Source organism: Streptomyces sp. NPDC003023 (genome assembly GCF_042888225.1).
Classification (GTDB): domain Bacteria; phylum Actinomycetota; class Actinomycetes; order Streptomycetales; family Streptomycetaceae; genus Streptomyces.
In genome coordinates, this window is record NZ_JBIAPL010000001.1 from 1125468 (window position 1) to 1151796 (window position 26329).

General features: G+C 69.8%; 17 protein-coding genes. 11 read left to right on the plus strand and 6 right to left on the minus strand.

The annotated features are described in order from the left end of the window. Positions 1 to 323 precede the first annotated feature (323 nt). Entirely contained in the window at positions 324 to 2072 is a 1749-nt protein-coding gene (locus ACFYV1_RS04695) for an amidohydrolase (RefSeq protein WP_389393882.1), read from the minus strand. 533 nt (positions 2073 to 2605) lie between these two features. On the opposite strand from ACFYV1_RS04695, the gene ACFYV1_RS04700 reads away from it, so the two are divergent. From ACFYV1_RS04700 to ACFYV1_RS04740, 9 genes are all read left to right on the plus strand, one after another. Continuing rightward, positions 2606 to 2995, plus strand: a complete 390-nt coding sequence (locus tag ACFYV1_RS04700; protein WP_389393883.1) for a hypothetical protein — start codon at positions 2606 to 2608, stop codon at positions 2993 to 2995. A gap of 120 nt (positions 2996 to 3115) precedes the next feature. Then, positions 3116 to 3616 carry a hypothetical protein gene (locus ACFYV1_RS04705; RefSeq protein ID WP_389393884.1) on the plus strand — a complete coding sequence of 167 codons (501 nt, stop codon included), beginning with the start codon at positions 3116 to 3118 and terminating at the stop codon, positions 3614 to 3616. A gap of 279 nt (positions 3617 to 3895) precedes the next feature. Next, entirely contained in the window at positions 3896 to 6349 is a 2454-nt protein-coding gene (locus tag ACFYV1_RS04710; RefSeq protein WP_389393885.1) for an AAA family ATPase, read from the plus strand. Next, positions 6346 to 6768: a hypothetical protein gene (locus tag ACFYV1_RS04715; protein ID WP_389393886.1), complete on the plus strand. Its 423-nt coding sequence runs from the start codon at positions 6346 to 6348 to the stop codon at positions 6766 to 6768. Before ACFYV1_RS04710 ends, ACFYV1_RS04715 begins: the two co-directional genes overlap by 4 nt. 86 nt (positions 6769 to 6854) lie before the next feature. Then, a complete protein-coding gene (locus tag ACFYV1_RS04720; protein ID WP_389393887.1) occupies positions 6855 to 8792 on the plus strand; it encodes a DUF4041 domain-containing protein in 1938 nt (645 codons plus the stop codon). 190 nt (positions 8793 to 8982) lie between these two features. Then, complete coding sequence (locus tag ACFYV1_RS04725) at positions 8983 to 10869, plus strand: DNA/RNA helicase domain-containing protein (protein WP_389393888.1); 1887 nt, start codon at positions 8983 to 8985, stop codon at positions 10867 to 10869. A 444-nt stretch (positions 10870 to 11313) separates the two neighbouring features. Then, positions 11314 to 11604 carry a hypothetical protein gene (locus ACFYV1_RS04730; RefSeq protein WP_389393889.1) on the plus strand — a complete coding sequence of 97 codons (291 nt, stop codon included), beginning with the start codon at positions 11314 to 11316 and terminating at the stop codon, positions 11602 to 11604. Between the two features lie 34 nt (positions 11605 to 11638). Then, positions 11639 to 12088: a hypothetical protein gene (locus ACFYV1_RS04735; RefSeq protein ID WP_389393890.1), complete on the plus strand. Its 450-nt coding sequence runs from the start codon at positions 11639 to 11641 to the stop codon at positions 12086 to 12088. A 235-nt stretch (positions 12089 to 12323) separates the two neighbouring features. Next, positions 12324 to 12869 carry a hypothetical protein gene (locus ACFYV1_RS04740; protein WP_389393891.1) on the plus strand — a complete coding sequence of 182 codons (546 nt, stop codon included), beginning with the start codon at positions 12324 to 12326 and terminating at the stop codon, positions 12867 to 12869. A 164-nt stretch (positions 12870 to 13033) separates the two neighbouring features. Here the strand turns inward: ACFYV1_RS04740 and ACFYV1_RS04745 are convergent, their stop codons facing one another. Beyond that, positions 13034 to 13636, minus strand: coding sequence for a hypothetical protein (locus tag ACFYV1_RS04745; protein ID WP_389393892.1), 603 nt, complete (start codon positions 13634 to 13636; stop codon positions 13034 to 13036). 472 nt (positions 13637 to 14108) lie between these two features. Here ACFYV1_RS04745 and ACFYV1_RS04750 point away from each other — a divergent pair, with 472 nt between their 5' ends. Continuing rightward, entirely contained in the window at positions 14109 to 16478 is a 2370-nt protein-coding gene (locus ACFYV1_RS04750; protein WP_389393893.1) for a hypothetical protein, read from the plus strand. 83 nt (positions 16479 to 16561) lie between these two features. Next, complete coding sequence (locus ACFYV1_RS04755; RefSeq protein WP_389393894.1) at positions 16562 to 22552, plus strand: hypothetical protein; 5991 nt, start codon at positions 16562 to 16564, stop codon at positions 22550 to 22552. Between the two features lie 179 nt (positions 22553 to 22731). On the opposite strand, the gene ACFYV1_RS04760 is transcribed toward ACFYV1_RS04755, so the two are convergent. From ACFYV1_RS04760 to ACFYV1_RS04775, 4 genes are read right to left on the minus strand one after another with little or no spacing between them, the layout of a single operon-like run. Then, entirely contained in the window at positions 22732 to 23505 is a 774-nt protein-coding gene (locus ACFYV1_RS04760) for an inositol monophosphatase family protein (protein ID WP_389393895.1), read from the minus strand. Beyond that, a complete protein-coding gene (locus ACFYV1_RS04765) occupies positions 23502 to 24137 on the minus strand; it encodes a 2'-5' RNA ligase family protein (protein ID WP_389393896.1) in 636 nt (211 codons plus the stop codon). The genes ACFYV1_RS04760 and ACFYV1_RS04765 overlap by 4 nt, the downstream gene beginning before the upstream one ends. Then, complete coding sequence (locus ACFYV1_RS04770; RefSeq protein WP_389393897.1) at positions 24134 to 24994, minus strand: carbohydrate kinase family protein; 861 nt, start codon at positions 24992 to 24994, stop codon at positions 24134 to 24136. The genes ACFYV1_RS04765 and ACFYV1_RS04770 overlap by 4 nt, the downstream gene beginning before the upstream one ends. Further along, on the minus strand, positions 24991 to 26295 hold the full coding sequence (locus tag ACFYV1_RS04775) for a DUF4145 domain-containing protein (protein WP_389393898.1): 1305 nt from the start codon (positions 26293 to 26295) through the stop codon (positions 24991 to 24993). Before ACFYV1_RS04775 ends, ACFYV1_RS04770 begins: the two co-directional genes overlap by 4 nt. Between the last annotated feature and the right edge of the window lie 34 nt (positions 26296 to 26329).

The following is a 26329-nucleotide window of genomic DNA, read 5'->3' on the forward strand; positions in this document are numbered from 1 at the left end:
GGCGCCGCGACCTGGTCCGGCCCGTCGGGCGGGGGGAGGATCGAGCGACCGGTGAGGTTCATGGCGTCACGCTAGCGGCGGCCCTGAGCTCGCGCTTCTCTATTCCTGATCGGTTTCGCCACTTGATCCCCCGCCCCCACGACGCGGCCGCCGGACACGCCCCGTGCATGGCCGTGCGGGTTTGTTCGTACTGGTCTGCTGGGGGAGCGGCGTGACGGCGAGGCGGTCTTGCAGCCGGTGAGCAGCGCACAGGTCTGCGCGCCCTGCGTACGAAGGGCGCGCCGCGACCCGTGAAGGTCCCGGCGCGCCCTCGGTCGTGTGCGCTACAGCGCGCCGTACTCGCCGACGCGGTGACCGGCCACCCAGGTCTGCAGGACCTCCGTCTGCCACAGGGCGCGCCCGCCCGGCAGATCGAACGGGTCGCTGTCGACGAGGACGAAGTCGGCCCACTTGCCCGGCTCGAGGCCGCCCAGCACCTTCTCCTGGTGCGCGGCGTACGCGGCGTCCACGGTGAAGGAGCGCAGGGCCTCGACGGGGGTCATGGCCTGTCCGGGGTACCAGCCGCCGGCCGGCTTCCCCTCACGGTCCGTGCGGGTGACGGCTGCGTGGAGCCCGTCGAACGGGTTCTCGGACGAGACGGGGAAGTCCGAACCGGACGCGACGACGGAGCCCTGGTCGAGCAGACTGCGCCAGGCGTAGCCGCCCTTGATGCGGTCCGGCCCGACCCTGGTCTCGGCCATGTTCATGTCGTCCGTGGCGTGCACCGGCTGCATCGAGGCGATGATGCCGAGCCGCTTGAAGCGCGGGATGTCGTCGAGGGAGATGATCTGGGCGTGTTCGATGCGGTGCCGCAGCCCCTGGTCGCCGACGGTGCTGAAGCCGCGCTCGTACGCGTCGAGGACGACGCGGTTGCCGAGGTCGCCGATCGCGTGCACGGCGGCCTGGTAGCCGCCCCGCAGGATCTCCTGGACCCGGCGGTTGAGCTCGGCCGGCTCCATCTGGAGCAACCCCTTGGTCGACGGCCGGTCGCTGTACGGCTCGATGAGGGCCGCTCCGTGGCTGCCGAGCGCCCCGTCGACATAGAGCTTCACCGTGCGGACGCGCAGCATGTCGTCGGCGTAGGAATCGGTCCGGGCATCCGCACCGATCTCGGTGAACGCCTCGTAGTCCAGGAAGGCGTTGAGGCGCAGCGTCAGTTCCCCGGACGACGCGAGCTCGCGCAGAACGACGACGCCGTCCGCGCTGGTGCCGGCGTCGGACACGGACGTCAGACCGACGGCGTTGAGCCGGGTCTGCGCGGCCAGCGCCCGGGCCCGTACGTCCTCGAGGGTCGGTTCGGGCAGCTTGGAGGTGACGAACGTCTTCGCGGTGTCGACGAAGACACCGGTCGGTGCGCCGGAGGCATCGCGCACGATCTGGCCGCCCGCCGGGTCGGGCGTGTCGGCCGTCACTCCGGACAGCTGGAGCGCCTTGGAGTTCGCCACCCCCGCGTGTCCGTCGACGCGCACGAGCCAGACCGGGCGGTCGGACACGACGGTGTCCAGGTCCTGTGCGGTGGGCAGCCGCCCCAGCCCCCAGACGACCTCGTTCCAGCCGCGGCCCTGGATCCAGGTCTGTTCCGGGTGCGCGGCGGCGTATGCGGCGAGCCGGTCCAGCGCTTCCTGGAGCGACTTGGTCCCGGTGAGATCCAGTCGGACGGCGAGCGCGCCGATGCCCCAGAGGTGCCCGTGGGCGTCGTGCAGTCCTGGCAGCAGGACGCGCCCGCGCCCGTCCAGGCGCTGGACACCCTTCACCGCGCCCGGGTCGAGGGCGGCGACCTTGCCGCCGGGGGTGACCAACATGCGGGAGAAGCGGCGCAGCCGCCCGTCGCGGGCGACGGTGTAACCGCGGACGTTGTCCACGAGGAGCGGAGCCTCCCCGGCACCCGCCGCGCTGCGGGGCGCGGCTGCGGCGGTTCTCGCGAACGCCGTGCCGGACAGGGCTGTCGCGGCGGCGCCGGCCCCGATCAGCTTGAGGAACTGGGCTCGTCCTATTCGGGGGCCGGGTGGAATGGTGCAGCAGGCATCGCACATGGATGTGACTCCGTGAAAGGTGAGGTACCGAGAGGCCGCGGCGGAAGGGCAGTCAATCGTCCCGGAGACCGCGCCGACCGGTGGGGCCGACGGATCTGACGGGGTCACACATTCGGTGATCGAACGCTATCGACCGCAAAGTAGGCGGTCAAGGTCCGTGCATACCGAAAGAATCTCGCGTTCCTGACGTCATGGCTGCGAGATCCACCGGTCGCGACAGGCGGTGCCGGGCGACTGGCAGCGGCCCGCCATCAGTCGGCCGAGCGCCCACCGCCGAGCGCCTTCCGCCGCACGACGGCGCTCCCGCCCGTCCCTCGGTCCCCACCGCGGGCGAACGATTCCCCGGGACCGGGAGCACGGCGCCCCGTTGGTGGGTCCGGTCGGCCCGGACTCACTCCCGGCCGGGCGCGACGGGGCATCGGCCCGGCATCAGACCGAACTCCACATGCCTGCGCCCCGTCGCACCGCAGGGGCCGTCCGTCGAAGGGCCGTTGGCGTTCCGAGTCACACGACCACCGGTAAATTCCTCGACCATGCGATCACGCGAATACGATCTCGACTTCCGCGCCCGGTCCCAGCGGATCCGTACGTGGGGTATCGGCCTGCTGGCCCTGGCCGCTGTCCTGTGGGGATGGTGCGCCGTGCTGCTGCTCACCTCCTACCAGGCGGACGGGAGGCCCGGCGCTCCCACCAGGGATTGCGAGGCGCGGCTGCTCACCGACTTGGGAACCGCCAACGAGGGTTACTACAAGGACGACCACTGCGACAACGAACGTGACTGGCCCGAGGCCTTGGCCGTGCTCGGACTGTCCATACCCGTCTTCGCGGCCGGTACGACGCTGCTGACCGTCGCCATCGTGAGCACGCGCATGAGCGCCCACTCCGAGGCGATGCGCGAACTCGACCGGCTCGCCGACTCGTAGAACCCGTGTCCTGCACTCCCCGTCTCCGGTCCCGAGCAGAACAAGAAGTTCCAGGACATGCTCACCAAGCGTGGTCGGCCACCGGTACAACATTCTCAACCGGGAAGGCGAAGGGATGCCGTGGACATCGTCCTGGACCCGCCGCACGGGGTCGGGCCCGTGCGGCTGGGCATGTCGCTCGAGGAGGCCGTCGCAGCGGTGGCGGTGTGGGGCCCGTACGATGTCGAGCACGACGAAGACGACAGGTCGAAGACGATCTGTACGGCGTGCCGGGAGATCCGCGTCAACGTTCTTCTGGAGGAACCCGGCGAGGCGGTCACCGCCGTCGAGCTGTGGTGGCCGGGTGAGGCGAGCCGTACCGACGCGCGGGTGTTGCTCAACGGCGACGACGTGTTCACCACACCGGCTGCGGACCTGTTCCGGCGTGCGGCGGAGCGCGGCTGGACGGTCGAGCGACCTGACGAGGAGTACTCGTTCGTTCCGGGAGCCTCACTCGGCTTCACCCGTCAGACCTCTCAAGAAGTCCCCCGCACCAGCAGCGGACTACCCCTGCGCGCAACATCGGTCCTGGTAGCGGGCACGCACTACTACGACGATCTTTTCAAGGACGACTACTTCTGAGCGGAGCGACGGCGGGCCGGCACGGCCACCAGCCTTGCCGGTACAGCGCCGACACCGGAGTCGGAGACCTCCTCGAGTGCGGTGCGCGCACGCCTCGGCTCCCTCTCGTTCCAGCACCGGCGTGGTGCTGAAGTCCGTGAATGTGCGGCCCCCGGCAATGTTGCCCAAGGTTTCCAATCTTTTCCAAGAAGAACCAAGAAGTGCGCTACGGTAAGGGTACGCCGTTGCCGCTCCTCGACCTCCGGCGTTCCATCCCGCGCTGCCCTAACGGGGGTTCCCATGACGTCTGTTGCCGCAAGCCACCCCGTCCCGCATTCACCCGCCGCCCCCACGCCGCATGACAGCAGCCGTGCTCTGCCCGAGAGCGTCGCCACCCCCGGAAGCCTCGCCCGGCTCATCGCCGACCGCCTGGCCGACTCCGGTCTCGACGCCGAGACCTCCGCGCTGATCCGCTCCGTCGTGGGCGACTCGGCCCCCGCCGGAAGCGGAGTGCCGCACGCCTACCTGCAGTCCGTCACTGTCGGCGGCTTCCGCGGCATCGGCCGGACCACCCGGCTGCCGCTCACCCCCGGCCCCGGCCTGACCCTCGTCACCGGCCGCAACGGGTCGGGCAAATCCAGCTTCGCCGAGGCCGTCGAAATCGCGCTCACCGGCGACAACGCCCGCTGGTCCGGCCGCAGTGACATCTGGCGCAAGAGCTGGCGCAATCTGCACGACGGTGAAGACCCGCAGATCGCCGTCGAGATGCTCGTCGAGGGGGAGACCGAGCCCGTCACCGTGCTGCGCACCTGGCACGGCGACGACGTCGCCGCATCCTCCGCCGTCCTCGACCGGCCGACTCAGGAGCCCGTTCCGTTCCACGAACTCGGCTGGGGCGAGGGCCTGTCGGCCTACCGGCCCTTCCTGTCCTACTCGGAACTCGGCCAGATGATCGGCGGCAGGCCGTGCGACATGTACGACGCGGTCGCCGGGATCCTGGGCCTGGAACAGCTCGCGGAGGCCGACAAGCGGCTGCGCGACCTTGCCCGCGAGTACAACGCGCCCGTCAAGGACGCCAAGGACGAACTCCCGGACGTCCTGACCGTGCTGCAGCGCACCGACGATCCACGCGCGAGGGCCGCCGAAGCCGCGATCCGCGGGCGCAGGCCGGACCTCGCCCGCGCCGCCGAACTCGCCGCGGGCATCGGCGAGGCGGACGACGAACTCCTCTTCGACCTGCGCCGCCGTACGACCCTGACGGGCCCCGACCGGACCGCCGTCGCATCCGCGGTCGCCCGACTGCGCGAGGCCCTCGCCGCCGTCGACGACGTACGGGGCACCTCGACCGACGACGCCCTGCAGCGTGCCGAACTCCTCGCCCGAGCCCTGATCCACCACCGCGCCCGCCCCGACCACGACGCCTGCCCCGTGTGCGGCACCGCGGACACACTCGACGACGCCTGGGCAGAGCGGGCCGCCGAACAGGAGACACTGCTGCGCGCCGAGGCCGACCGCGCCCTCGCCGTACGCCGTGAACTCGACTCCGCCGCCGCGGCACTGAGACACCTGGCCGTTCCGCCGCCCGCATGGCTGCCCCAGCCCCTCGCCGCCGCCTGGGACGACTGGCTCGCCTGCCGCAGCGTCACCGACCCCGCCGCGCTTGCCGAGCGAGCCGAGGCGGCGGCCCGGATCGCCGCCGACGCGGCACGCGTGACCCGTGACGAGGCGGCGAAGAACCTTGCCGACCAGGACGACACCTGGCGCGAGACCGCGGGAGTGCTCGCGGCCTGGCTGGACAAGGCACGCACCGCCGAAGTCGCCGCCCCGCTGCTGGCACGCGTGAAGTCCGCACAGAAATGGTTCAAGTCGGCCCACGACGAGATCCGCGCCGAACGCATGCGCCCGATCGCACAGGACGCTCAGCACGTGTGGGCCGGCCTCCGCCAGCAGTCGAACGTCGCCCTCGGGCCCGTCCGCCTCGGCGGCTCCGGCAACCAGCGCCGCATGGATCTGGACGTCACCGTCGACGACATCGACGCCCCGGCGCTCGGCGTCATGAGCCAGGGCGAACTCCACTCCCTCGCGCTCTCACTCTTCCTGCCCCGCACGCTGCTGACCGAGAACCCGTTCCGCTTCCTGGTCATCGACGACCCGGTGCAGTCCATGGACCCGGCGAAGGTCGACGGACTCGCCAGGGTGCTGTCGATGCTCGCCGAACGACGCCAGGTGGTGGTCTTCACGCACGACACCCGGCTGCGGCAGGCACTGAAGTACCTTCGGCTGCCCGCCACCGTGCTCACCGTCGACCGCCGCGAAGGCTCCGTCGTACGGGTACGCTCCGGCGACGACCCGGTGAAGCAGGCGCTGAACGACGCCAAGGCGCTGGCCAAGAACCGTGACATGCCCGCCGACGTCGTGGGCCGCGTCCTGCCCGGCCTGTGCCGTACCGCGCTGGAGGCGGCACTCCTCGATCCGGCCCGCCGTACCCTCCTCGCGGCAGGCCTCGCCCACCCCGAGGTCGAGCGCCGTATCGAGCGGGCCCACAAGCTCACCGAACTGGCCTCCCTCGCCCTCTACGGCGACTCCGACCGGCCCCGCGAGGCAGTGGACGCTCTGGTCCGGCTGCACGGCCAGGACGCCTCCGCCCTCGTCCACTGGTGCAACAAGGGTTCCCATGAAGCCGTGCCCGTCTCCGACGTCGACGACATCATCCGGCGCGTGTCCGACCTGGCGAAGGTGGTGCGCGCACTGTGACCACCACCCGCCCGCCCGTACCCCTCCCGCGCACCGCCGACTCCACCCCGCAGGACCTGCTCGCCGCCGCCGACCGGCTCCTGGGCACCGCGCCCACGTCCACGACAGGCATCTGGCCACGGGCCGCCGCGCTGCTGCTGCGCCACGCCCTGGAGGAGGGCCTCCGGCGCTACTGGACCCGTCGGCGGCCGGAAGTCGCCCGCTGCTCCATGCACGCCCAGGCACTGTGCCTCGCCGTCTACACGAATCCGGACACGGCCCGCCGATGGTCGGCCGTCTGGTCCAACCTCAGCCGCGCCTGCCACTACCACGGCTACGAACTCGCGCCCACGGCCGCCGAACTGCACCAGTGGCGCGACGACGTCGCAGGAGCCCTGCGCGAGTTGGACGACCGCATGGGCCCACCCTGCGCACCCTGATTCCTCCGGCCGCGGAACCTTCCCCACTCGCCCGCATTCGACAGAGAGAGCGGATCGCCTTGTCCGTACAGTCCACCCGCCCCGACGTGCAAGCAGCCGTCACTGCCCTCAAGGGCGCCCACTTCGCGGTCAGAAGCTCCGTGAAGAGCCTCCCCGAGGTGCTGACGCCGGACGAGACCGTCCAGGCGCTCGCCGTCGCTCAGCACGAAGGTGCCATGGGCGTCCTCGTGCTCACCGACCGCCGAGTGCTCTTCAGCGCCCAGGGCTGGGGAGGCCGACGCCACGTGACATACGGGTTCGGCGAGGTCACCGACGCGCGCTGGTCGGAGACATGGGCCGGCGGCACCCTCACCGTACTGACCGCAGGCTTCACCAACGAGTTCAGCGGCATGGACAAGCGGGACGGGCAGATTTTCAGCGACCGCCTGCGGCACTGGCGTGGCTGGTACGCGCAGCAGGTGGGGCAGCCGACCGGCGGGTGGGCCGCGCCGCCGGTGCCGCCGCAGCCGTACGTACCCCATCAGGCGACAGCGCCCGCCGACATCGGTTCGCAGCAGCAGCCCACCGGACCGGCCACAAGCACAAGCACAAGCACAGGCTCCGGCACAGGTACAGGCTCCGGCACCGGCTCCGGCGGGATCTTCGGTCGTCGCCGCAAGCAGGCCGAGGCAGAGGCAGCACGGCTCGCCGGTGATCTCGCAGCGGCAGCGGCCGACGCCGCCGCCGTGCAGGCCGAGAACCAGCGGCTCGTCGCCGAACTGACGTCCCTCGCCGGCGCCGACGCCGCCCGGCTCGTCCAGGAGACGGAGCGCCTGCGCCGTACCCACGCCGAGCGCCTCGCCGAAGTCGAGCGGATCGACGCCCTGCTCGACACCAAGGTGGAGGCAGCCGCCCGGCGAGCCGAATCCGAACTCCAGGGGGTCCGACAGCGCCACCACGAGCTGGAGACCCAGGCTCAGGAGGCCGAGCGCCGCCTCGACGCCGCGCGCAGCGGCCTGGTCGTCACCGACGAACTGGCCCTGCTCCAGGAGGCCGGCGTCTACGAGTACCGCCATCCGCTCGCCGACGCCGTCGCCTACAAGGCGGAGCTGGACCGGATCAAAGACAAGTACAAGCTGCTCACCAAGAACGGCCGTGCCGTCGTCGGTGTGACCGAATGGACGGTGAACGGCTCCGCCGCCGAGGGCCGCCGCATGGTGCGCGACTTCTCCAAGCTGATGCTGCGTGCCTACAACGCCGAGGCCGACGCCGCCGTGCGCGGCATGAGGCCGCACCGGCTGGCCTCGCTCGTCGACCGGCTCGACAAGTCCCGAGAGACCATCGCCCGCCTCGGCAAGACGATGCAGATCCGGGTCACCGACGAGTACCACCGATCCCGGGTGCGCGAGCTGGAGCTGACCGCGGACCACCTGGCGAAGCAGGAGTACGAGAAGGAACAGCGCCGCGAACAGCGCGCGCAGCAGCGGGAGGAGGAGCGCCTGGAGCGCGAGATCGCCCGTGAACGGGAGCGCCTCGACAAGGAGCGCAACCGCCTGGTCCTGGCGCTGAACCGGGCGCGGGCCGCGGGCCAGTCCGACCCGGCCCAGATCGCGGAGCTGGAGCGAAAGCTCGGGGACCTCGAAGCGGCGGAGGAGGTGATCAACCAGCGCGAGGCCAACCGCCGGGCCGGCTACGTCTACGTCATCTCCAACATCGGAGCCTTCGGCGAATCCATGGTCAAGATCGGCCTCACCCGCCGCCTCGACCCCATGGACCGCGTCAACGAACTCGGCGACGCCTCCGTCCCGTTCCGCTTCGATGTGCACGTGCTGATCTACAGCGACGACGCGGTGAGCCTCGAACGGGCCCTCCATCAGGACTTCGAGTCCCGCCGCGTCAACCGGGTCAACGCCCGCCGCGAGTTCTTCCACGCCACCCCGGCCGAAGTGCGCGACGCCCTCGCCCGCCACGCCGGCCAGCACCTCCTGGAGTTCCACGAGGAGCCGGACGCACCGGAGTGGCGGGCGAGCACCCGAGCTTCCTGACGCCTCACGGGGCCGCCTCCAGCCCGAGGCGAGAAGCGGCCCCGCCGAATCCTCGGCTCATCACCTGTCGCACAGCTATTCTTGATCACATCGTCATCGCGGCCCGACGGGCTTCCGCTCCACCCCGGTGGAGTCACGAAGGACATGCCCCCACCCGCACGAGTCACTTCGTGCTGCCTGGGGGAAGTCCTTGTTGTTCCGTGGGTCTGCCACATCGGTCGCGGCCAGGGCAATGGACAGTTCGCTGTTCCTGCACCTGACCGAGCGGTTCGTCCATATGCACGGCTACCGACCCGGCGCCTCCGAAGTGCGCTCCTGGGAGCGCAGCATTCCTGTCCTGGCCGCCGCGCTCAACGACGCGGGTCTGGGCGATGTGGAGATGATGCTGGAATACGCGCTCCCGCTGAACAGCAAGCGCGCCGACGTCGTGCTCGCCGGGGTGCATCCGGTCACGGGGGAACCGTCGTACGTGGTGGTGGAGCTGAAGCAGTGGAGCCAGGCGCTCCCGCACGAGGACGATCCGACCCTGTGCCATGTCGATGCCTACGCCCACCCCGTCCTCAACCCGATCGAACAGGTGCGCCGCTACTGCGAGTACCTGGTCAACTTCAACGGCGCGGTGGCCGACCACAGTGGGCGAGTCAACGGTGTGGCCTTCCTGCACAACGCCACCGAGTTCGGGGTGAGCGGACTTCGCGAGATCGAGCGCGACATCCGAGGCCTGCTCTTCACCGGTGAGCGCCGCGGTGCCTTCATCGACCACCTCCGCACTCTGCTGAGCGCCGAACACCCCGGGGCGCGGGCGGCGGACGAACTGTGCGACGGAGTGGCGGTGCCGTCGAAGCAGCTGATGTCCGTGGCCGCCGAAGAGGTGCGCGAGCGCACGCAGTTCGTGCTTCTCGACGAGCAGCAGGTGGCGTATCGCATGGTGCTCAACGCCGTCCAGAAGGCGAAGAGCGCCGACCGCAAGGAAGTCGTCATCGTCACGGGCGGCCCCGGCACAGGCAAGAGCGTCATCGCCCTCCAACTGCTCGGCGAGCTCTACCGCCGTGGCGTACCGGCGCTGCACGCCACCGGATCGCAGTCCTTCACCAAGACGATGCGGAAGGTCGCCGGGGCTCGCAAGCGCGAAGTGCAGGACCTCTTCAAGTACTTCAACAGCTTCATGACGGCCGAGAAGAACACCCTGGGCGCCCTGATCTGCGACGAGGCCCACCGCATCAGGGAGACCTCGGCCAACCGATTCACCCGCGCCGGACTGCGCACCGGCAGGGCGCAGATCGACGAACTCATCGACGTCGCCTACGTGCCCGTCTTCTTCCTCGACGAGCACCAGGTCGTGCGACCCGGCGAAATGGGCACCGTCGCCGACATCAAGGAGGCGGCGACGAGGCGGGGCATCCCGTGCCACGTCGTCCCGCTGGACAGCCAGTTCCGCTGCGGCGGCAGCGACGCGTATCTGCGCTGGGTGGTCCGGCTTCTCGGCCTCGAGTCCGGAGGGCCGGTCACCTGGGAACCGGACGGCCGCATGCAACTGCTGGTCGCCGACAGTCCGCAGGAGATGGAGGCGTTCCTCGAAGCCCGTCGCACTCAGGGCTACGGAGCCCGTATGTCCGCCGGCTACTGCTGGCGCTGGTCCCCGGAGCCCAAGCCCGGAGAACCGCTGCCGCCCGACGTCGTCATCGGTGACTGGGCCCGCCCCTGGAACCTGCGCGGCGACCGTGCCGTCTCGGGAGCCCCGCCGTCGGCCCTGTGGGCCACCGACCCGACCGGCTTCGGCCAGGTCGGCTGCGTCTACACGGCGCAGGGCTTCGAGTACGACTGGTCCGGTGTGATCCTCGGCCCGGACCTGGTGTGGCGCGGCGACAAGTGGGTTACCGACCGGACGGAGTCCAAGGACCCGGTCTTCAAAAGGTCCACCTCGGACGACGACGTCGACCGCCTGATCCGCAACACCTACAAGGTCCTGCTCACCCGCGGTATGGTCGGCACCGTCGTCTACTCGACCGACGCGGAGACACGGGCGAAACTGCACGAGCTGATGGGGGACCGGCAGCGGCAGCCGGCGGCGGTGTGACGGGCTGCCGACACGGTCAGCGGCTGGGTGCGGAGGCGGTCACTACACGGCCCCCGACCCATACCGCCAGACGGCATGCTCGAAGCACGCTGCTGTCATGCCCGAGAAGTGCTGCGGCCAGCGCGTATGCGGCTCGTAGTTGCTCGTGGGTGAGGCCCGGGACGCGGGCATTTGCAGCGAAGGTGCGCAGATGTACGTCGACGGCGACGTGCGAACGGCCGACGAGGCTGCTGATGTAGTCGATGGTCTTCGGCCCGACTCCCTTCACCGTACGTCGTAGAGGGCAGCGCTGTGGCGACATCGTGAACTGCTGTGTTGCCCATGGAAGCTCACGCCGCTGACAAGCGGGTGATCGCACCAGGCCTGCACCGACTGCCGTGAGCCGCTGACGGACTGGCCCCGTACCAGGGCGGCCTGCATCTCGAGGTGACATGATGCGCCGTCATGGGAACGAGAGAGGACAGCGACGAGTTGTACGTCGTCGGTCTGTGCAACCGGATACTTCGAGAGTCCGCCCTGACGCAGCACAGGTTCGACTGGTTGCTGGGAGACCCTGGGGGAAGTGGTCGGCGCGCCAAGCTGCCCGTCGACGCCTACTGGCCGGAGCACCAGCTCGTGGTCGAGTACCGGGAGTTGCAGCACGACCGGCCCGTGCCCCACTTCGACAAGCCGGACAGACTCACGATCAGCGGCGTCCCGAGGCGAGCAGCGGGCACTCTACGACGCCCGGCGTGAGACGGAGATCCCCGCGCACGGGCTGCGGCTGATCGTGATCCGCCCGGCCGACCTCGATGCTGATGGCCGTGGACGGCTGCGCCGCAACGAGGAGGCCGATCTGGTGGCGCTACGGAAGATCCTCGCGCGCGCCAGGGACGAGGACCGGATCGTCGATACCTTCCGTACGTGGCTGCTCGGTGAGGGCTGGACGCCGGTCGACCCCACCGCCCCCTGGACCGACCTAGAAGCTGTGCGAGGTGAGCAACGGCTGATCTGCGAAGCCAAGGGCCGCACCAGCGAGAAGGGCATCGACGCCGACATCGCCTACGGCCAACTGCTCCGCCGTATGACAACTCAGGACCCGACGACCCGCTATGCGTTGGTGGTGCCGACCTCGTCCGTCAAGGCGGCGGAACGAGTGCCGGCGCATGTCCGCAGGCTCCTGCGCATAGATGTGTACGAGGTCATGGACGACGACGGCGTGCGGCAATTGCCGGCGTAGGTGTCGCCGCCCCTGCTCAACATCTTGTTCGGGTACACGCCGTGGACTGCACGAGCGTGCCCCCTGAGGCCGGTCCGCAGGTTTTGAGCATTGGTCGCCGTCGGGGTTCTCGGCACGGCATCCGTGTTGCTATCGTGCCGTCGCGGCAGCCGAACGGGCTTGCCGAGCGCCAGCGATCTCTACGGTTCGGCCGAGGGGTCCCGACGGGAGTCAAGGGATTCCGGAGACGCGGCCCATGCCTGCACAGAGAACAGACTCGACGGCTGCACCGGCAGTGCAAACGGAACACATTCGTGTCCACAGGTCCTACACGGCGGACGGGGACCGCACGTTCCTGCTCAAGACCGAGGCAGAGCAGTGGGGGGTCGTGCGTGCCAACGACTTTCCCACCGACCCGGTCTCCCTCAGCACCGAACCGGGGCAGATCGCGCAGCTGATCTCGATGGCTGTCGAGGAAATTCTGGAGTCCGGCCATTTTGTCTCCGTCGGCCATTCCGCCGTCGACTGGGAGTCGATGGCGCTCACCGTTGTCCCGGGGCTCGAGTCCGACGGACATCCCGGGCCGCAGAACGAGCCGTGCCTATACGGCCATCCTGGTAGTGCTGACGTGTTCGAGGTGCAACTGCGCCTGCCTTGCGGCGTTGTACAACACTGGACGTTCGACGACGTTCATGTGCTTTACATCGGCGATGACGACGACAGCCAGGACGACTACCCCAGGTTGGAGAACGAGGACCTTCACGGCCCGGGGTGGGAGTGGTTCCTGGAGCCGCCGGAGTGAGGTCGGCCACCCGGGCGACGTCGGACGATGGGGCCGCCGCGCCCACTAGTTCCCCCGGGCCCAAGCAGGCGGACCGCATCCTGGCCGCCGTACGAGCCTCCGTCGCACAGAGCTACCGCCTGTCGACCGGACTGCGCCCGACAGAGGCACTCCGGCCCGAGCTTTCAGGCGGCATTCGCAGGCAGCCAGCCTATATGGCGGAGGACTGGGGTAACGCGGAGGTGAGTGAAGGCGATCACGGGTATGTCGCCGTCGTCGGCCGGGAAGCGGATGCGGTGCTGAAGGCGTTGCTCAGTCTGGGGATCCTCCAGATCGCAGCGCACGAAGGCGCCTGACCGGCCGACCTCTCCCTCGATGGTGACACCGCTGCGCGCCACGAGCACCCGCAGTCCGGGGAGGCCGCAGCGGGCCGCAAGGTCCGCGGTCGTCAGGGACTTCTTGATCCGTGGCCGGTCGCCGTCCGTCCACACGGGGTAGGCCATGACGCGCAGTGCGGCGGGCGACGCACCGGCGACCGGCTCCACTCCTACGCGGAGGCGGTTGTGCAGATTGGACAGCACAGCGGGGATCTCCGGCACCAGCGTGGGCTGATAGAGGACGATGTCCCGTTCACCGTTGTCCCATTGAGTGTCGCGAATGGTCAGTCGAGGCCGTCCCGGGACGCATATGACCCACTCGACGGCGGATCCGTCGGCAGCCTCGCCTTTGCATGTCGTACCCGACGTCGAGGTCAGCGCAGAGTCCTGCTTCAGTGTCAGGTCGTCCATGAGTCGCAAAATTTTCAGGAACCTCCGGATGTGGTGTCGCAAACCGGGTATGTCAGCTTCCGGGCGCACAGTACCGCGTGCTCGGGTGACCTATGGGGCCGATGATCAAAGGCCAACCGGACGTGCCTGAACCCGGGTTGGTCGCTGCGTCTGATGCCTCGTGTCGATCCGCTGCTGCGGGAGCGGGTTCACATCGGTCGAATCCCTGGAGGCTTGCGGCGGAGGTCTACGGAGGCCGACGCGCGCGGACAGGAGCGGCCTGCTCGAGGCAATGCGCAGTCGTCCCGGTGCACCGTGAAGCACCGGAGGGTGCATAACCCGACGTCCACAATGGAATATGTGTTTGACGTTGCTTTCGCTCAAGTTGATCCTCATACTTGAGGTCATCGGGTGATCGGCATGTGGGGTTCGGCTGGTCCTGTTGCCCGACAGACAGGCGCGGGCGCACAACGCGCGTTGTGGGGGAGGGGCCTTGGACGGAGAGTGGCACGTCTCTGAAGCCGGATGGTCGGTCCCCGACCCTGCCGGCGATTTCACCGCCGGTGTCGAGCCGCGGCACCTGAGCACCCCAGAAGCCGACGTCTGGCGGCCGTACGAGGACGATCCTGTGCTCACTCCGGCCATGACGGGCGGCCACCGAGCCGTACCGCCGGCGGAGATCGACCGGCTTCGCCTGTACCTGGAGGCGGTCGTCAGCGACCGTCTGGGACCGGTGCACACGGCAGTCGCGTTCAACGCTGCCTACTTCGGGTACGAGATAGGCGGCGAGGGCTACGGAAACGGCCCCTTCGACCTCGATGCCTTCCCGACGCTGGCATTTGGCGGCGAGTCAGCGGCCCTCCCGGTCGGATCGCTGGCCCGCATTGAAACCGGATCCGACCCGCTGTACGCCGAGATCGTCTACAAGGAGGGGCGGCATCGTGCCGACGAGGACATCGAGGTCCCGCCCTGGGTGTCTGGAGTGCCTGCGATGGCGGGCGGATCGGACGAGAGCAATGGGAATCCAGGCACACTGCGCAGTGAACTTCTCGTCCCCGATCTAACCGCCTTCGGCCCCGCGCTTCAGCTCAGCGACGCCAAACTGAAGAGGTTCCGTGCGCGCCGGAAGTGGCTGAACGAAGACGGGCACGTCGTCGTGGACGCCCGGTACGTCACGCCGAAGGAAGCAGGGCATTCCGGCACAGCGGCCTTCGTCATCCATCTGCTCACAAGCCAGCGGGACTCCCTCCTCAGCCCACTCGTACCCGTGTCCGTCGTCCAGCTCGCGGGCGGCACCGAACGGGAGCGTCTGCAGGCGGCATTGACCGGACTGCTCGACACGGTGGACCACACCCTGCGCACCAGCGAAGCGCTCCGGCACTGGGGCCCCTACGCGCTGACGCGCACGCGCATCGGGAACGCGCTTCGCGACGACGGTCCGCTGGGCGGAGCGGACCTGCATGCCCTCACCGGGTCGTTGGAACGCTGCGTGGCGCCGGCCGCACGCCGCCGTCACGGCTTGTCGACCTCACGGACCGCGTACACGGCGATCGGCCCTTGGCTGCGCTGTGTGCAAGGCTCCGGACCCCTGCTGACCGGCGTGGGCTACGCAGTCGCTGTATGCCGGGCCAACCTCGCGGTGGCGGACGTGGTGCGAGGAGAATCGGACAACGGCGTGCGCACCGGGAACGGCGTACAGATCACCCTCGATGACGACTTCGAGAACGGTGGCATCTGGCGATCCCACCACCCCGGCTCCGATGAGGCGGACGGCAGCGATCCGCTCAGCCGGGCGGGCAGAGGCGGGCGGGACACCGTCGCCCCGCCCCCAGCAGCCCCGGCCGCCGAATCCGCACAGTCCGTACTCGACGCCGAGCCCGTTGACGCCCCGCTCGCCGACGACGATCGGATTGGCGGGGCACACAGCCTGCGCATCGACGACAGTGAGATCTCCTGGCAGGTGCCGCTCCGCCTCACGCATCTCATGTATGGCCGTCTGCCCTTGCACCGCGTGGTTCGTGACGGTCTCCGGCGGAACGGGAAGGACTCCATCATGGCGCGGCTGGAACTCAGCCACCCCGGTGGCCTCACGGACCCGAGCGAGGAGATCCAGCAGGTCGTCCTCGACCTGGCTCAGGAAGTCGGCATGTTCACGGGCGTCCGATGGCCCACCGACGTCTTCCCCGGGCTGCGCGTCCAAGTCCAATGGCCGCGAGGCGGAACGACCTTCCGGCTCTCCACGGTCGAGCTCGAGGACCCCGTCGAGATCGACGGACAACTCGTCGGCCACCGCTACGACCCCCAGGTCCTCACCCGCGAGAGCGCCCCCGGCAGCAGCCGGAACGGCGACTCGTCCGAAGGGCTCGACACCAGTCGCCTCGTCCTGCGTACCGTTCGACGCTTCGGCCTGCTCACCACCGATGGGCACGCCCTGTTCGACAGAGGCGCACTGCCGAGGGGCGTTTACGGAACTGTTCCGGCAGCACATCAGGTCGTCGCGCTCGAGCAGGCTGTGGCCCGGCTCCTCGCCGAGAACCAGCTGTATGCCGCGACCGGAAGCCGCGGTGCGGACGGTGAACCGCACCACCCGCCGCGCGACGGCGAGCCCCCGATTCCTTTGCTCGGCTACGAACCGAACCCGGTGGTCGTGTCGCGCCCCGGGGTGGCAGGCGGCCTTGGCACGTACGGCACGGGCGTCGAGCACTTCGTCAACGGCTTCCTCCGGCGGCTGCCCGCCGGCTCGGAACCGAACGACCTGCAGCGGGAGCTCTACCGAGAACACTGCCGCCATGTGGGCAAGGCGGACGGCTGGGACCTGCCCGCCGGCTACACCTTCGTCACCCCCCACTCACGCCGACGCTGACCTTTTCCCGATTTCCGAAGACCCCGTCGTCTTCCGCAGACCCCACATCACACCGCACGCGCACCGACAGAAGGCCGGTACGAATGACACTCAGTTATCAGGTGGTCGCAGGGCCACCGCTGTCGCCGCCGGGCACCCCGATCGAAGGGCTCAAGGAGCTGGCAGCCGCACTCCAGGCACTCGGTCCGGTCCTGGACACCACGATGGACGCGCTCACCGTCGAAGAGACGGAACTGGCGCTCAACTCCCTCGGTCCCAAGGATCGCCAGGCCATCATGCGAGCCCTCGGCTTCCGCAAGATCGAGCCGCGCAACTTCGGCAGAGTGCTGAGCGAGCAGGTCCTCAAGCGGGCGCAGCGGCAGGAGTCGGGCGCAGGCCGTCGGCACGCCGGCGCTCATCTCACCGCCCGGATCATGGACGATCTCGTGCGTGAGGCTGCCGAGGACACGACCGGACGAGTCGAGAAGAGGGCCGCCGATCGATGGGGCGCGCGTCTTCTGCGCTTGGCCCTGTTCTCCAATCTCCAGGCTTCCGTGTTCGACGCACACCTGTTGGTCCGGGCCGCGGAGCAGGACTGGTTCGGGGTCGAAGCGGACCCTCGGGCCCGTGACGCGGCGTATGCGACCGCCCGGGCGGTGACAGCGGCGAGCCCTGGTTTCACCCTCGGTCTCGCCCTCCGTCCGCACACGGCGGCGGCCGAGAAGGAAGCGGAGCGCTCGGCGGCCGTTCCGCTACCGCGGCAGTCCCAGGACGCTTCACGCCAGAAGGCCGCCGCGGACCGACAGGAACAGGGCGGCGAGCAGGACACACTCGCCGTGCTCACCGCCGCCGAGGAGGAGTTGCAGCGCTTCGTCGACGAGGCACGGGACGCTGTCGAACGTGTGAGGATCTGCCTGGAGGACGGGAGCCCGCCCGCCGCGACCGACCTGGCATCGCTTGCCGCGGTCGCCCCGGCCTTCGCTCATGCGCAGCACGCGCTCACGGGTGCCGGTGTGACGGGCGTCGCCGACCGACTGTCCGAACTGTCCGCGGCGATCGAGACGTACCGCTCTGTCACCCGGAAGAACGAGGAGAACGATCGCGCTCGCCGAGCGGTTGCGACGGTGCTCACGTTCGACTGTCCGCCGGACAGCGCGATCGCCGCTGTCGTCGCGGACGCGAGAGCGCGCGCCGAAGGGCTTCTCGCGAAGGGCGAGTGGGGCGAACCCGAAGCCGCCTGCGCGCACTTCCTCTCGCTACTGGTGCGCCTCGTCGAACTGCGGTCGTCTCCTGATGAGTTGCAGACGATCGTCGACGTCCAGCAGCAACTGTCGATGGCGCATCCTCCCTACGCGCTGGCGGCGGTCCTGTACGACCAGATCACGACGAAGACGCCGGACAGCACCGCCAGCGCGAAGACCGAGACACCGGCCGGGAGACCGGACCCGCGGGAAGGCGTGTCGGCCCAGGACTCGTCGGAAGAGCTTCACCCCCGCGTGCCGGACGGTGAAGCCGACGAGCCGGCGAGCGAGAGCCGGTGCACGACCTCGGAAGCCACCCACGAGGACCAACGGGTCTCGTCCGTCGTCGAGGTGGCAGAACCGCGGTCCGAACCGTCCGCCGCGTTCGAGGATTCCGGTACGGACGTCGATGCTGAGATCGGCACGGACTCCGGGACGGGCGCCGCGCCGAACGACATCGAGACGACACTTGCCCGCCTCGTCGTCGAGAACCGCTTCGGGCTTGCCGCACACATGTCGACGGCCGCCGGCCGGCCCGAGACCGAGACCGCCGCGCTGCGCCTGGGCGCCGCGTCCCTGCTGCTCACCCCGCAGTCCGAGCGAGCAGCACGGTTCGTCGAGGAAACCCTGCGTGAGTGGGACACAAAGAAGGGCACCGCCGCCGGCGGTCTCGAAGTGCTCCAGCTGTCCGTCCTGGTGAAGGCGGCGCTGGCGACCGGGGCGCCCGTCGTCGGTGCGCACCTGCGAGCACTGGCCCAGCACCTGCCGGAGACCTTGCAGCAGGTGGCGGCCGAGGTGGCGGAGCGCACCCTGAACAGTGCGCTGCTCCTCGCACCGCTGCACACCGTGGTCGCGGACGCCTCGGAGACCGAGGGCCGTCTGCTGGAGGCGGTCGAGGCATGCCGGTCCCAACTCGTCGCGCCGAGAATGCGCTTCCAGCGCGCTTCCCGGATGGCGAAGCAGTGGCTGATGCCGAACGGTCTCTTCGGCGGTGTGCTGACAGCAGTCGTGAACGGTGCCGCGGACGCGGAGGAACGCGCGGACGTCCTGCTGAAGCAGCTCGACCGCCCCACGGAGATCGAGGCCGAGATCGACCGGATGGACGCAGTACTGCGCGGCACCGGCGGGCAGGCCATCCACGGTTCCGGACGAAACAACGTCCGGCAGTTCGTGGTGCGCGTGCGTACTGCCGTGTGGGACTGGCGCACCGCCAAACGGGAGCTGGGAGCCACCCGCTCCCAGGAGACCGCCTGGGCCGCGGAATCGGTGGCCGACCTGCGGCAGTCCCTCCTGGCACTGCGCAAGGGGGCCATGAACGACCTGACGTCCGCCGGCGGCAGCACCCGCCCCTTGGCGAGGGCGGCCGCCCACGCGTCCGGCGCCATGTTCCGAACGATCTTCGACGAGCTGGAATCCGGAGCCCCTTCCACGGGTCACGGGGCGGACGCCGACGTCCTCGCGCTGCTGGACGTCGAGCTCTACAAGTCGCCCGACTGGCCCGACAGCGCCCCGACGGCGGCCGCACTACGGGACACGGTCGACCGGACGTGGGAGGACGCGATCGGATTCCAGATCGCGCGGGACGGATTCGCGGCCGTGCGGAGCATCCTGTCCCTGGCCGAACAGGGTGTACTCCCAGCGGCCCACGGACTCGATCTCTCCGGCGACCGGCTTTCCCGCCTCGCACGCATGGAACAGGAACGACACGGTCTGCTCGCCGAGCAGGCCCGGTCGCTCGGGGCGGACCTGCGCCGCGCTCAGGCGGACGGCGCACTGACCGATGAACAGGACGTCAACCTCCAGGAGCTTCTCGCGGACGCCGCGCCGCGGACCGAGAGCGGCCATCCCCGCGAGTTGTCGGTGATCCGGGGCAACCTGGACCGGTTGGCCGAACTCCTGCCGTACTACCGCAAGGAGGCCGCGGACCAGCTGCGGGCCCGGCTCGCGGCGCTGACCGACGTCAGCGGCGACGACCGCGAGCGCGTCCTGCGCAATCTGGACACCGACAGCCTCGCGACGGCGGCCGAGCTGGTCTACTTCCTCGAACTCGGAGAACCGGTACCCGAGATCAGGTCCGAGGACTCGCACCTGGAGTCGTTCTTCCCGACCGTGCCCGACGCTCTGCCCGGCGGTATCACTCCGGAGCTGATCCGGGCCGTCCGCTCCCGCACCCGGCACGGCGCCGCCGCGGTACTGGACTACTCAACCCTGTCGGAAGGCGAGGCCGACCGTGCCGCCGACGCCCTCGAACGGTGGACCAAGCTCGCTTCCGCCCGCGACCGGGTCAACATCAACCCGCGAGAGGACCTGACCCCGGCGCTCTCCCTGCTCGGCTTCGAGGCACGGCGGGCCCGTCCCCTGAACGACCTGCCGCGCAGCAAGGACTTCCGGTTCTTCGAGCTCACCGAGACACAGGTCACCGGGCGGGCCTGGGCCCCCGCCTTCGGATCGCAGATCAAGGACCGCGGCAACAAACTGCGCGCGCTGCTGATCTGGGACAGCCCGGCGGCGCAACTGCTGATCAGCCGCATCCAACAGGACTCCTACGAGTCCAGTCTGCTCGTCGTGCACTTCGGTACGCTCGACAGCCGGACGCGCACCGAACTCGCCGCCGCCTCACAGGGCACCAAACCCATTTTGATCGTCGACGACGCCGCGCTCGCCTACCTCGCCGCGCACGGCAACCGCCGGGTGGACGCCGCGACCGAGACGCTGCTGCCGTTCTCCGGGGTGAACCCCTACATCAAGGAGAAGCGGGGCCAGATCGGCCGTGAGATGTTCTACGGGCGCGACCGGGAACGCAAGAGCATCCTCGACCCGGCCGGCACGCAGATCCTCTACGGCGGCCGGGGCCTGGGCAAGTCGGCGCTGCTGGCCGACGCCGGCGACCGGTTCGTGGACCAGCGGCCCGGAGCGCACCGCAAGCTGTACCTGAACCTCGACACGATCGGCATCGGCAAGGGAACAGCGCTCGGGGCCGCAGCGATCTGGACCACCCTGGACCAGGAGCTGACGAGGGAAGGCGTGCTGGCGGAGCCCCGCCGCAAGGGTCCGCGTCCGGAACCCTGGCAGCGAGTCACAAACGGCATCGCCGAGTGGCTGGCCCAGGACCCCGACCGGCGACTGCTCATCCTCCTCGACGAGTGCGACCGCTTCTTCGAGGCCGATGTGCCCGACTGCACGGAAACCCGCCGACTGCGCGGCCTGGGCGAGGACTCTCGCGGCCGGGCGAAGGTCGTGTTCGCCGGTCTGCACTCCGTGCAGAGGTTCACCCGCCTGGCCAGGAACAGCCCGTTCAGCCACCTCGCGCAGACACCGACAGTCGTGGGGCCGCTCACCCCGCAGTTCGCCGCGGACCTGATCACCCATCCGATGCGGGCTCTCGGCTTCGAGTTCGCCGATGTCGACCTCGTTAACCGGGTGCTGGGATTCTGCTCGTACCAGCCCTTCCTCCTGCAGATTTTCGGAAGCCGGATGGTGCAGGTCATGCAGCACAAGCGGGAGCGGCAGCCGCTCGCGCCTCCCCCGTACACGATCGAGGCGGGCGATGTGGAGGCCGTGGAGCAGGACGCCTCGCTCCGCTCGGACATCACTGCCGCGTTCAAGGACACCCTTGCCCTGGACGACCGCTACAACGTCGTCGCCAACGTGCTTGCCCAGCACGCCAGGGACAACGGCCTGGAGACCCGGCTGAGCGACCGGGAACTGCGTGACGAGTGCGCCGGCTGGTGGCCGCAGGGCTTCGACAAGCTGGACACCGAAGGGTTCCGCGCCTACCTGCAGGAGATGGTCGGCCTCGGGGTCCTGGCACCGAACCATGACGGCCAGGGCTGGCATCTGCGGGGCCCGAACGCCCTGCGCATGATCGGGACCGCCCAGGAGATCGAGGCACGGCTGCTCGGCGCCGAGCGGGAGTCGCGTCTGGAGGAGGCGGCCGTACAGGAGAGCCGCCCGGGGCTCGACGACGGCAGGCGCTCCGCACCCCTCACCATCAGCCAGATCGACCGTCTGCTCGGTGACGGCGGCAACCAGGTGCGGGTCGTGCTCGGTACGCGGGCGACGGGCATCGGCGACGTGGAACGCACTCTCCGCGACGCCACCGGCCGTGTGGCGGGCTGGACGCTGCCGCCGATCGGCAACGCGAACACCTTCCGCAGGGAGCTCGCCGCCGGGCGGGCCGGCGAGCGCCGGCTGCTCATCAGCGACCTCACGTGCAGCAGCGACAAGTCCTGCCGCGAGTCCCTGGAACAGGCCACGGCCGTCGAGCCCTCCGCTGCCGAGGCCGGCCGGTCGGTGGTCCTGGTGTCGGGCGTCGGCCAGCTCGGCTTCTGGCGAGACCTGCTGAACGTTCCCGAGACGGGCCGGACCGGTGAAGTGGACACCGCGGTGGTGCTGCGCCGCTACGACCAGCGGGCGCTGCGGGACTGGACCCAGTACCACAGCGCTTACGAGGCCGAGGCGAGGCTGGCCCGACTGGCGGGGCTCACCGGTGGCTGGCCGGTCCTGCTGGACAAGGCTCTCGAACTGCGCAGCCGCCACCAGGACCAGGAGCGGGCACTGGACGAGCTGGAGCAGTGGCTCGAGCGCAAGGAGGGAGCCCAGGACTTCGTGGATGCGGTGGGAGTCCTCGAGGACGACGCGGCGGGGACCGGCTACCGGGCGGTCGTCGAACAGCTGGGCACCGGCTGGAATCCGGACGCCGACTGCGTGGCCGCCGTAGAACTCGCGGGCTGCGACGCGGACGACGCGCGATGGGCGGTGGTGTGCCTGGAGACACTGCAGGCGCTTGACCGGGACGGTGGCCGGCTGCGCGTCGAACCGGTCCTGCACCGGGCGTTGGGTGTGATCGGCTGAAGCGTCCTTCGGGGCCGCGCCGAGGCGCGGCCCCGAAGGATCAGCGACAGCACCTGCCCGGAGGGATCGATCCGGCCGGTTCCCGCAGTGGCGGCCGCATCGACGTTCCCCACCACGATGGTCGCCCCACTGGCCGCGGCGGTCGGGGCCGGCTTGTGGGTAGTGCCGGCGCTATCGAGCTATGGGCCTGCCAGTGCCGTGGTGCTCCACAGACCTGCCAGCACACGTGCCACCCTGCTCCCACTCGCGATCAGCACCGGCGAGTCGAAGGAGAACGCGCGGCCGTCCGCGCCGAGCACCTCGCGGCCGCGCACGCGGCACAGCGCGACCCCGGCCGCGACGTCCCACGGCTTGGGCGCGATGCACACGCAGGCGTCCAGCCAGCCCTCGGCCACGCCGACCAGATCGAGGGCCATGGAGCCCTGCATCCGAACCCGGTAGGCCTCGTCGTGGACGCGGTCCAGAAAACGGTGCGTGCCGCTGCTGCTCGAGCCGGTGCCGGAGACGCCCACGACCGCGCGACGCAGGTCCTCGGCCACCGGACGAACCGTCTCTGGGCGTCTTTCCGACGTCGTCCACCTGAGGCTGAGGGCCGGCGCGTGGACCACACCCACCTCCGGTTCGCCGTCCTGCACGTAGGCGAGGGACACGGCGTACAGCGGCGCGCCCCGCGTGAAGTTCATCGTTCCGTCGATCGGATCCAGCAGCCAGCACCGCGCCGGCAGCGGCCGATGCCCCGTCGACGACTCCTCACCGATGACCGGGATCTCCGGTGTCCGCGCCGCCAGCAACCGCGTCACCCGGGCCTCGACCTCGACATCGGCCGCTGTGACTTCCTCACCCGAGTCCTTGAACCGCATGGCCGACCATTCCCCGCCGGCCGTCGACAACCAGGAGACCGCCTCGTCCACAGCCGCTTCGGCGACCGCCGACAGCTGTCCCGCGCCCTTCACGTGCGCGCCAGTGGGCGTTCCAGCAGTGTCTGTGCGTGGGCGCCGTGCTGTCCCATGACGTAGAAACTGAGCCGGTCGAACACCCACTCCTTGGGCACGCTGACCCGTTCCGGCACTCGCCGTACCAACTCCAGGGCGGTCTCCTCCTCGGCCCGGCCCACGGTGATGTGCGGGGCGTACGCGTCCCCGGTGTAGCGGTAGCCGTAGCGGCGGAAGCTTGCCCGCTCGCTCTCGGTGAAGCGGGAGACGTCCTTGTCGCTGTCGAAGGCAGCACGGTCCAGGTGGGGATCCAGCGCGGCCAGCGAGGCCTCCTGCAGGGCTTCGAGCAGAGGCGGGCGTTCCAGGGAGAGGAACAGCCAGCCGGTGGGCTGGTAGACCACGCCGGTGCTGGACAAGGACACTTCGCCCTTCGGGCCGCCCTCGTCGGCCGACGTGCCGATGATCTCCAGCGCGCACGCCGGATCGAGGGACTCGGCGAACGGGCCCTGGAAGACCGTGACATGAGGCAGGTTGCCGTGCGGGTCCAGTGGAGGCTGCAGGGCGATGTCGCCGCCTATGTCCCGCTGCAGCTGTACGGCGGCGCGCAGATGATCCGCCCGCGGCAGCAGTGCGACTCCGAGCCATCTCGTCACGGGTGAGCCCCCACTTTCTTGATCACATGCAGTGCCGCGTCGAGTCCCCGCCGCATACAGGCCGCCGGCTGCTCACCGTGCAGCCACCCCGCGACGACGCCCGCGTCGAACGCGTCCCCGCCACCGGTCCTGTCCACCGGCACCACCGGCACGGTGGGCTCGTGGAACAGTTCCCCGTCGGAGGCGGCCCACACGGCGCCCCCGGCGCCCATGGTCACTATCACATCACCCTCGACCGCCGCGGCGGTTCGCCGCGCAGTCGCGGCGGGATCGGACGTGCCCTCGGCATACGGCAGGCGAGCCGCCTCGTCGGCGTTCATGAAGTTGAGCGAAGCCCGACGCGCGAGCGTGCTCATGTCCCTGCCGTTCCACTCGACGGATACGCTGCGCCCCACCCGGTGGGCGAGTTCCACGACTCGTGCGAGGGCAGTCGTCGGCTCGCCCACGACGTGGACGTGATCGGCTCCCCGTACGTCGTCCTCGGTGACGGCGTCGAACGCGAGCCCGCGGTCAGCGCCCGCGAAGGTCAGCATCCGCTTGCCGCCCGCCGACGACAGGACGACGGCCGTGCTCGTCCGGGCCCCTGCCTGCACCTGCACCAGCGAGGTGTCGACGCCGCACGCCCGCAACACCTCCAGGCACATCGAGCCCGCCGTGTCGTCGCCGACCGCGGACACCAGCCGGACCGAGCAGCCCTGCCGCACGAGCCCCACAGCCGTGTTCGACGCCGCGCCTCCCGGCAGCACGCGGCATTCGCTGCCGCGCAGCTTCTCGTGCTCCGTGGGCAGCCGATCAGCCCGTGCGATGACGTCGAAGTTCGTCCCGCCCACCACCAGAACACGCTTCTGCCCGGTCACGGCCGACCCCAGCGGTAACTCTCGAACAGCACATGACGCACCAGTCGCTCACGGCTCTCGGGGGGAGTCCCGGGCGGGAACGAGGCATGGGTCACGAGGTCGCGGACCAGACTTTCATAGGTCTCGTCGTCGGAACCACAGTCGTGGAACGACCGCATCAGCTCACGGTGCAGCTCGCCCGGGGTCAGATCCAGTTCCTCCAGCCAGGCCCGGTTCGCGATGAACACGTTCGCTGCGGCGGACCGCAGCCGAGCCCGGGTCCGGTCAGGCAGCACGTCGGAGTTGAGGAGCTCGAAGTACGCGTCGTCCTCCTGCGCGTGCATACGCAGGTTCTGGCCGCCGACCGCGAGCACGTCCCGGTTCAGATGGAACAGCTCCAGGCCGAGATGGTGCGGCACGTCGAGGACGCTCACTCCCCTCTCCGCCAAGCCCGCCTCGTCGGTCGACAGGGCAGAGAGCAGATTGTCGAACATGTCGCTCTGCTTGGGGACCGCGATCTGTGCACCGGCCGGATCCGCCAGGAACTCCTCGGGCGTCACGCCGCCCCACCGGCCGGCACGGGTGGCCAGCAGATAGAAGTTGCGGCCGCCCATCGAGTGGCCGACCCGCCCCACCGACACCACCTGGTCACGGATCGAAGGCTCGGCCTCGAGCAGGCGGAGCACCCGCCGTTCGTTGTACACGGCCGCGTCGAGGAGCCGGGTCGACACGTCGCGTACGAGGTTGTCGGACCAGGGGAGCTGCACCGGCACGACGCGGTGGTTGCGCCGCGCCAGCGTCCTCTCCAGGCCGCAGCCCAGCAGGACGGCTTTGATGACGATGAGGGTCGAGTCCGCGAGGCGCGTCGTGCCCGTGCCGCGCCGGTGGTCGGAGAGGCGGTGCCGTGCGGCCTCCTCCGCGAGCGACGTGCTCGTCTGCCCGTACCAGACTGCCAGTTGGGTCAAGGCGTTGAGGCACGGCCTGACGTCTTCCGCCGATATCTCCTCGGAGGCGGAATCCTGCGCGTGGCTGCCGTAGTTGCCGTAGTTCTGGATGGTGCGCACGGCCAGCACCACCTTGGGAGGCACCAGGCCCTTTCCGGAGAGCACGGTCAGCAGCGACTCGAGCGTCGGCTTCGAGCCGACGGCCTCACGCATGGCGATGTCCAACAGGATCGACTCCGCTGCTCTCCTCGCTGTGCCGAGGAAGACCTCGGGGTCCGATTCCGCGTACCTCAGAGCCTTTCTGTACAGCCGGAGCGGCTCCCCCTCGTTTCCCGTCACCCCGTGTCCCGCATCCTCGTCTCCCAGGTCCGCGGACATGAACCTAACAGTCCGTTGAAGGTCGGTCACAGCA

Excerpts from the sequence above, each read along its gene's own strand:
- ACFYV1_RS04695 (WP_389393882.1), bottom strand. The coding sequence starts at position 2,072 with ATGTGCGATGCCTGCTGCACCATTCCACCCGGCCCCCGAATAGGACGA.
- ACFYV1_RS04700 (WP_389393883.1), top strand. The coding sequence starts at position 2,606 with ATGCGATCACGCGAATACGATCTCGACTTCCGCGCCCGGTCCCAGCGG.
- ACFYV1_RS04710 (WP_389393885.1), top strand. The coding sequence starts at position 3,896 with ATGACGTCTGTTGCCGCAAGCCACCCCGTCCCGCATTCACCCGCCGCC.
- ACFYV1_RS04730 (WP_389393889.1), top strand. The coding sequence starts at position 11,314 with ATGGGAACGAGAGAGGACAGCGACGAGTTGTACGTCGTCGGTCTGTGC.
- ACFYV1_RS04740 (WP_389393891.1), top strand. The coding sequence starts at position 12,324 with ATGCCTGCACAGAGAACAGACTCGACGGCTGCACCGGCAGTGCAAACG.
- ACFYV1_RS04745 (WP_389393892.1), bottom strand. The coding sequence starts at position 13,636 with ATGGACGACCTGACACTGAAGCAGGACTCTGCGCTGACCTCGACGTCG.
- ACFYV1_RS04755 (WP_389393894.1), top strand. The coding sequence starts at position 16,562 with ATGACACTCAGTTATCAGGTGGTCGCAGGGCCACCGCTGTCGCCGCCG.
- ACFYV1_RS04775 (WP_389393898.1), bottom strand. The coding sequence starts at position 26,295 with ATGTCCGCGGACCTGGGAGACGAGGATGCGGGACACGGGGTGACGGGA.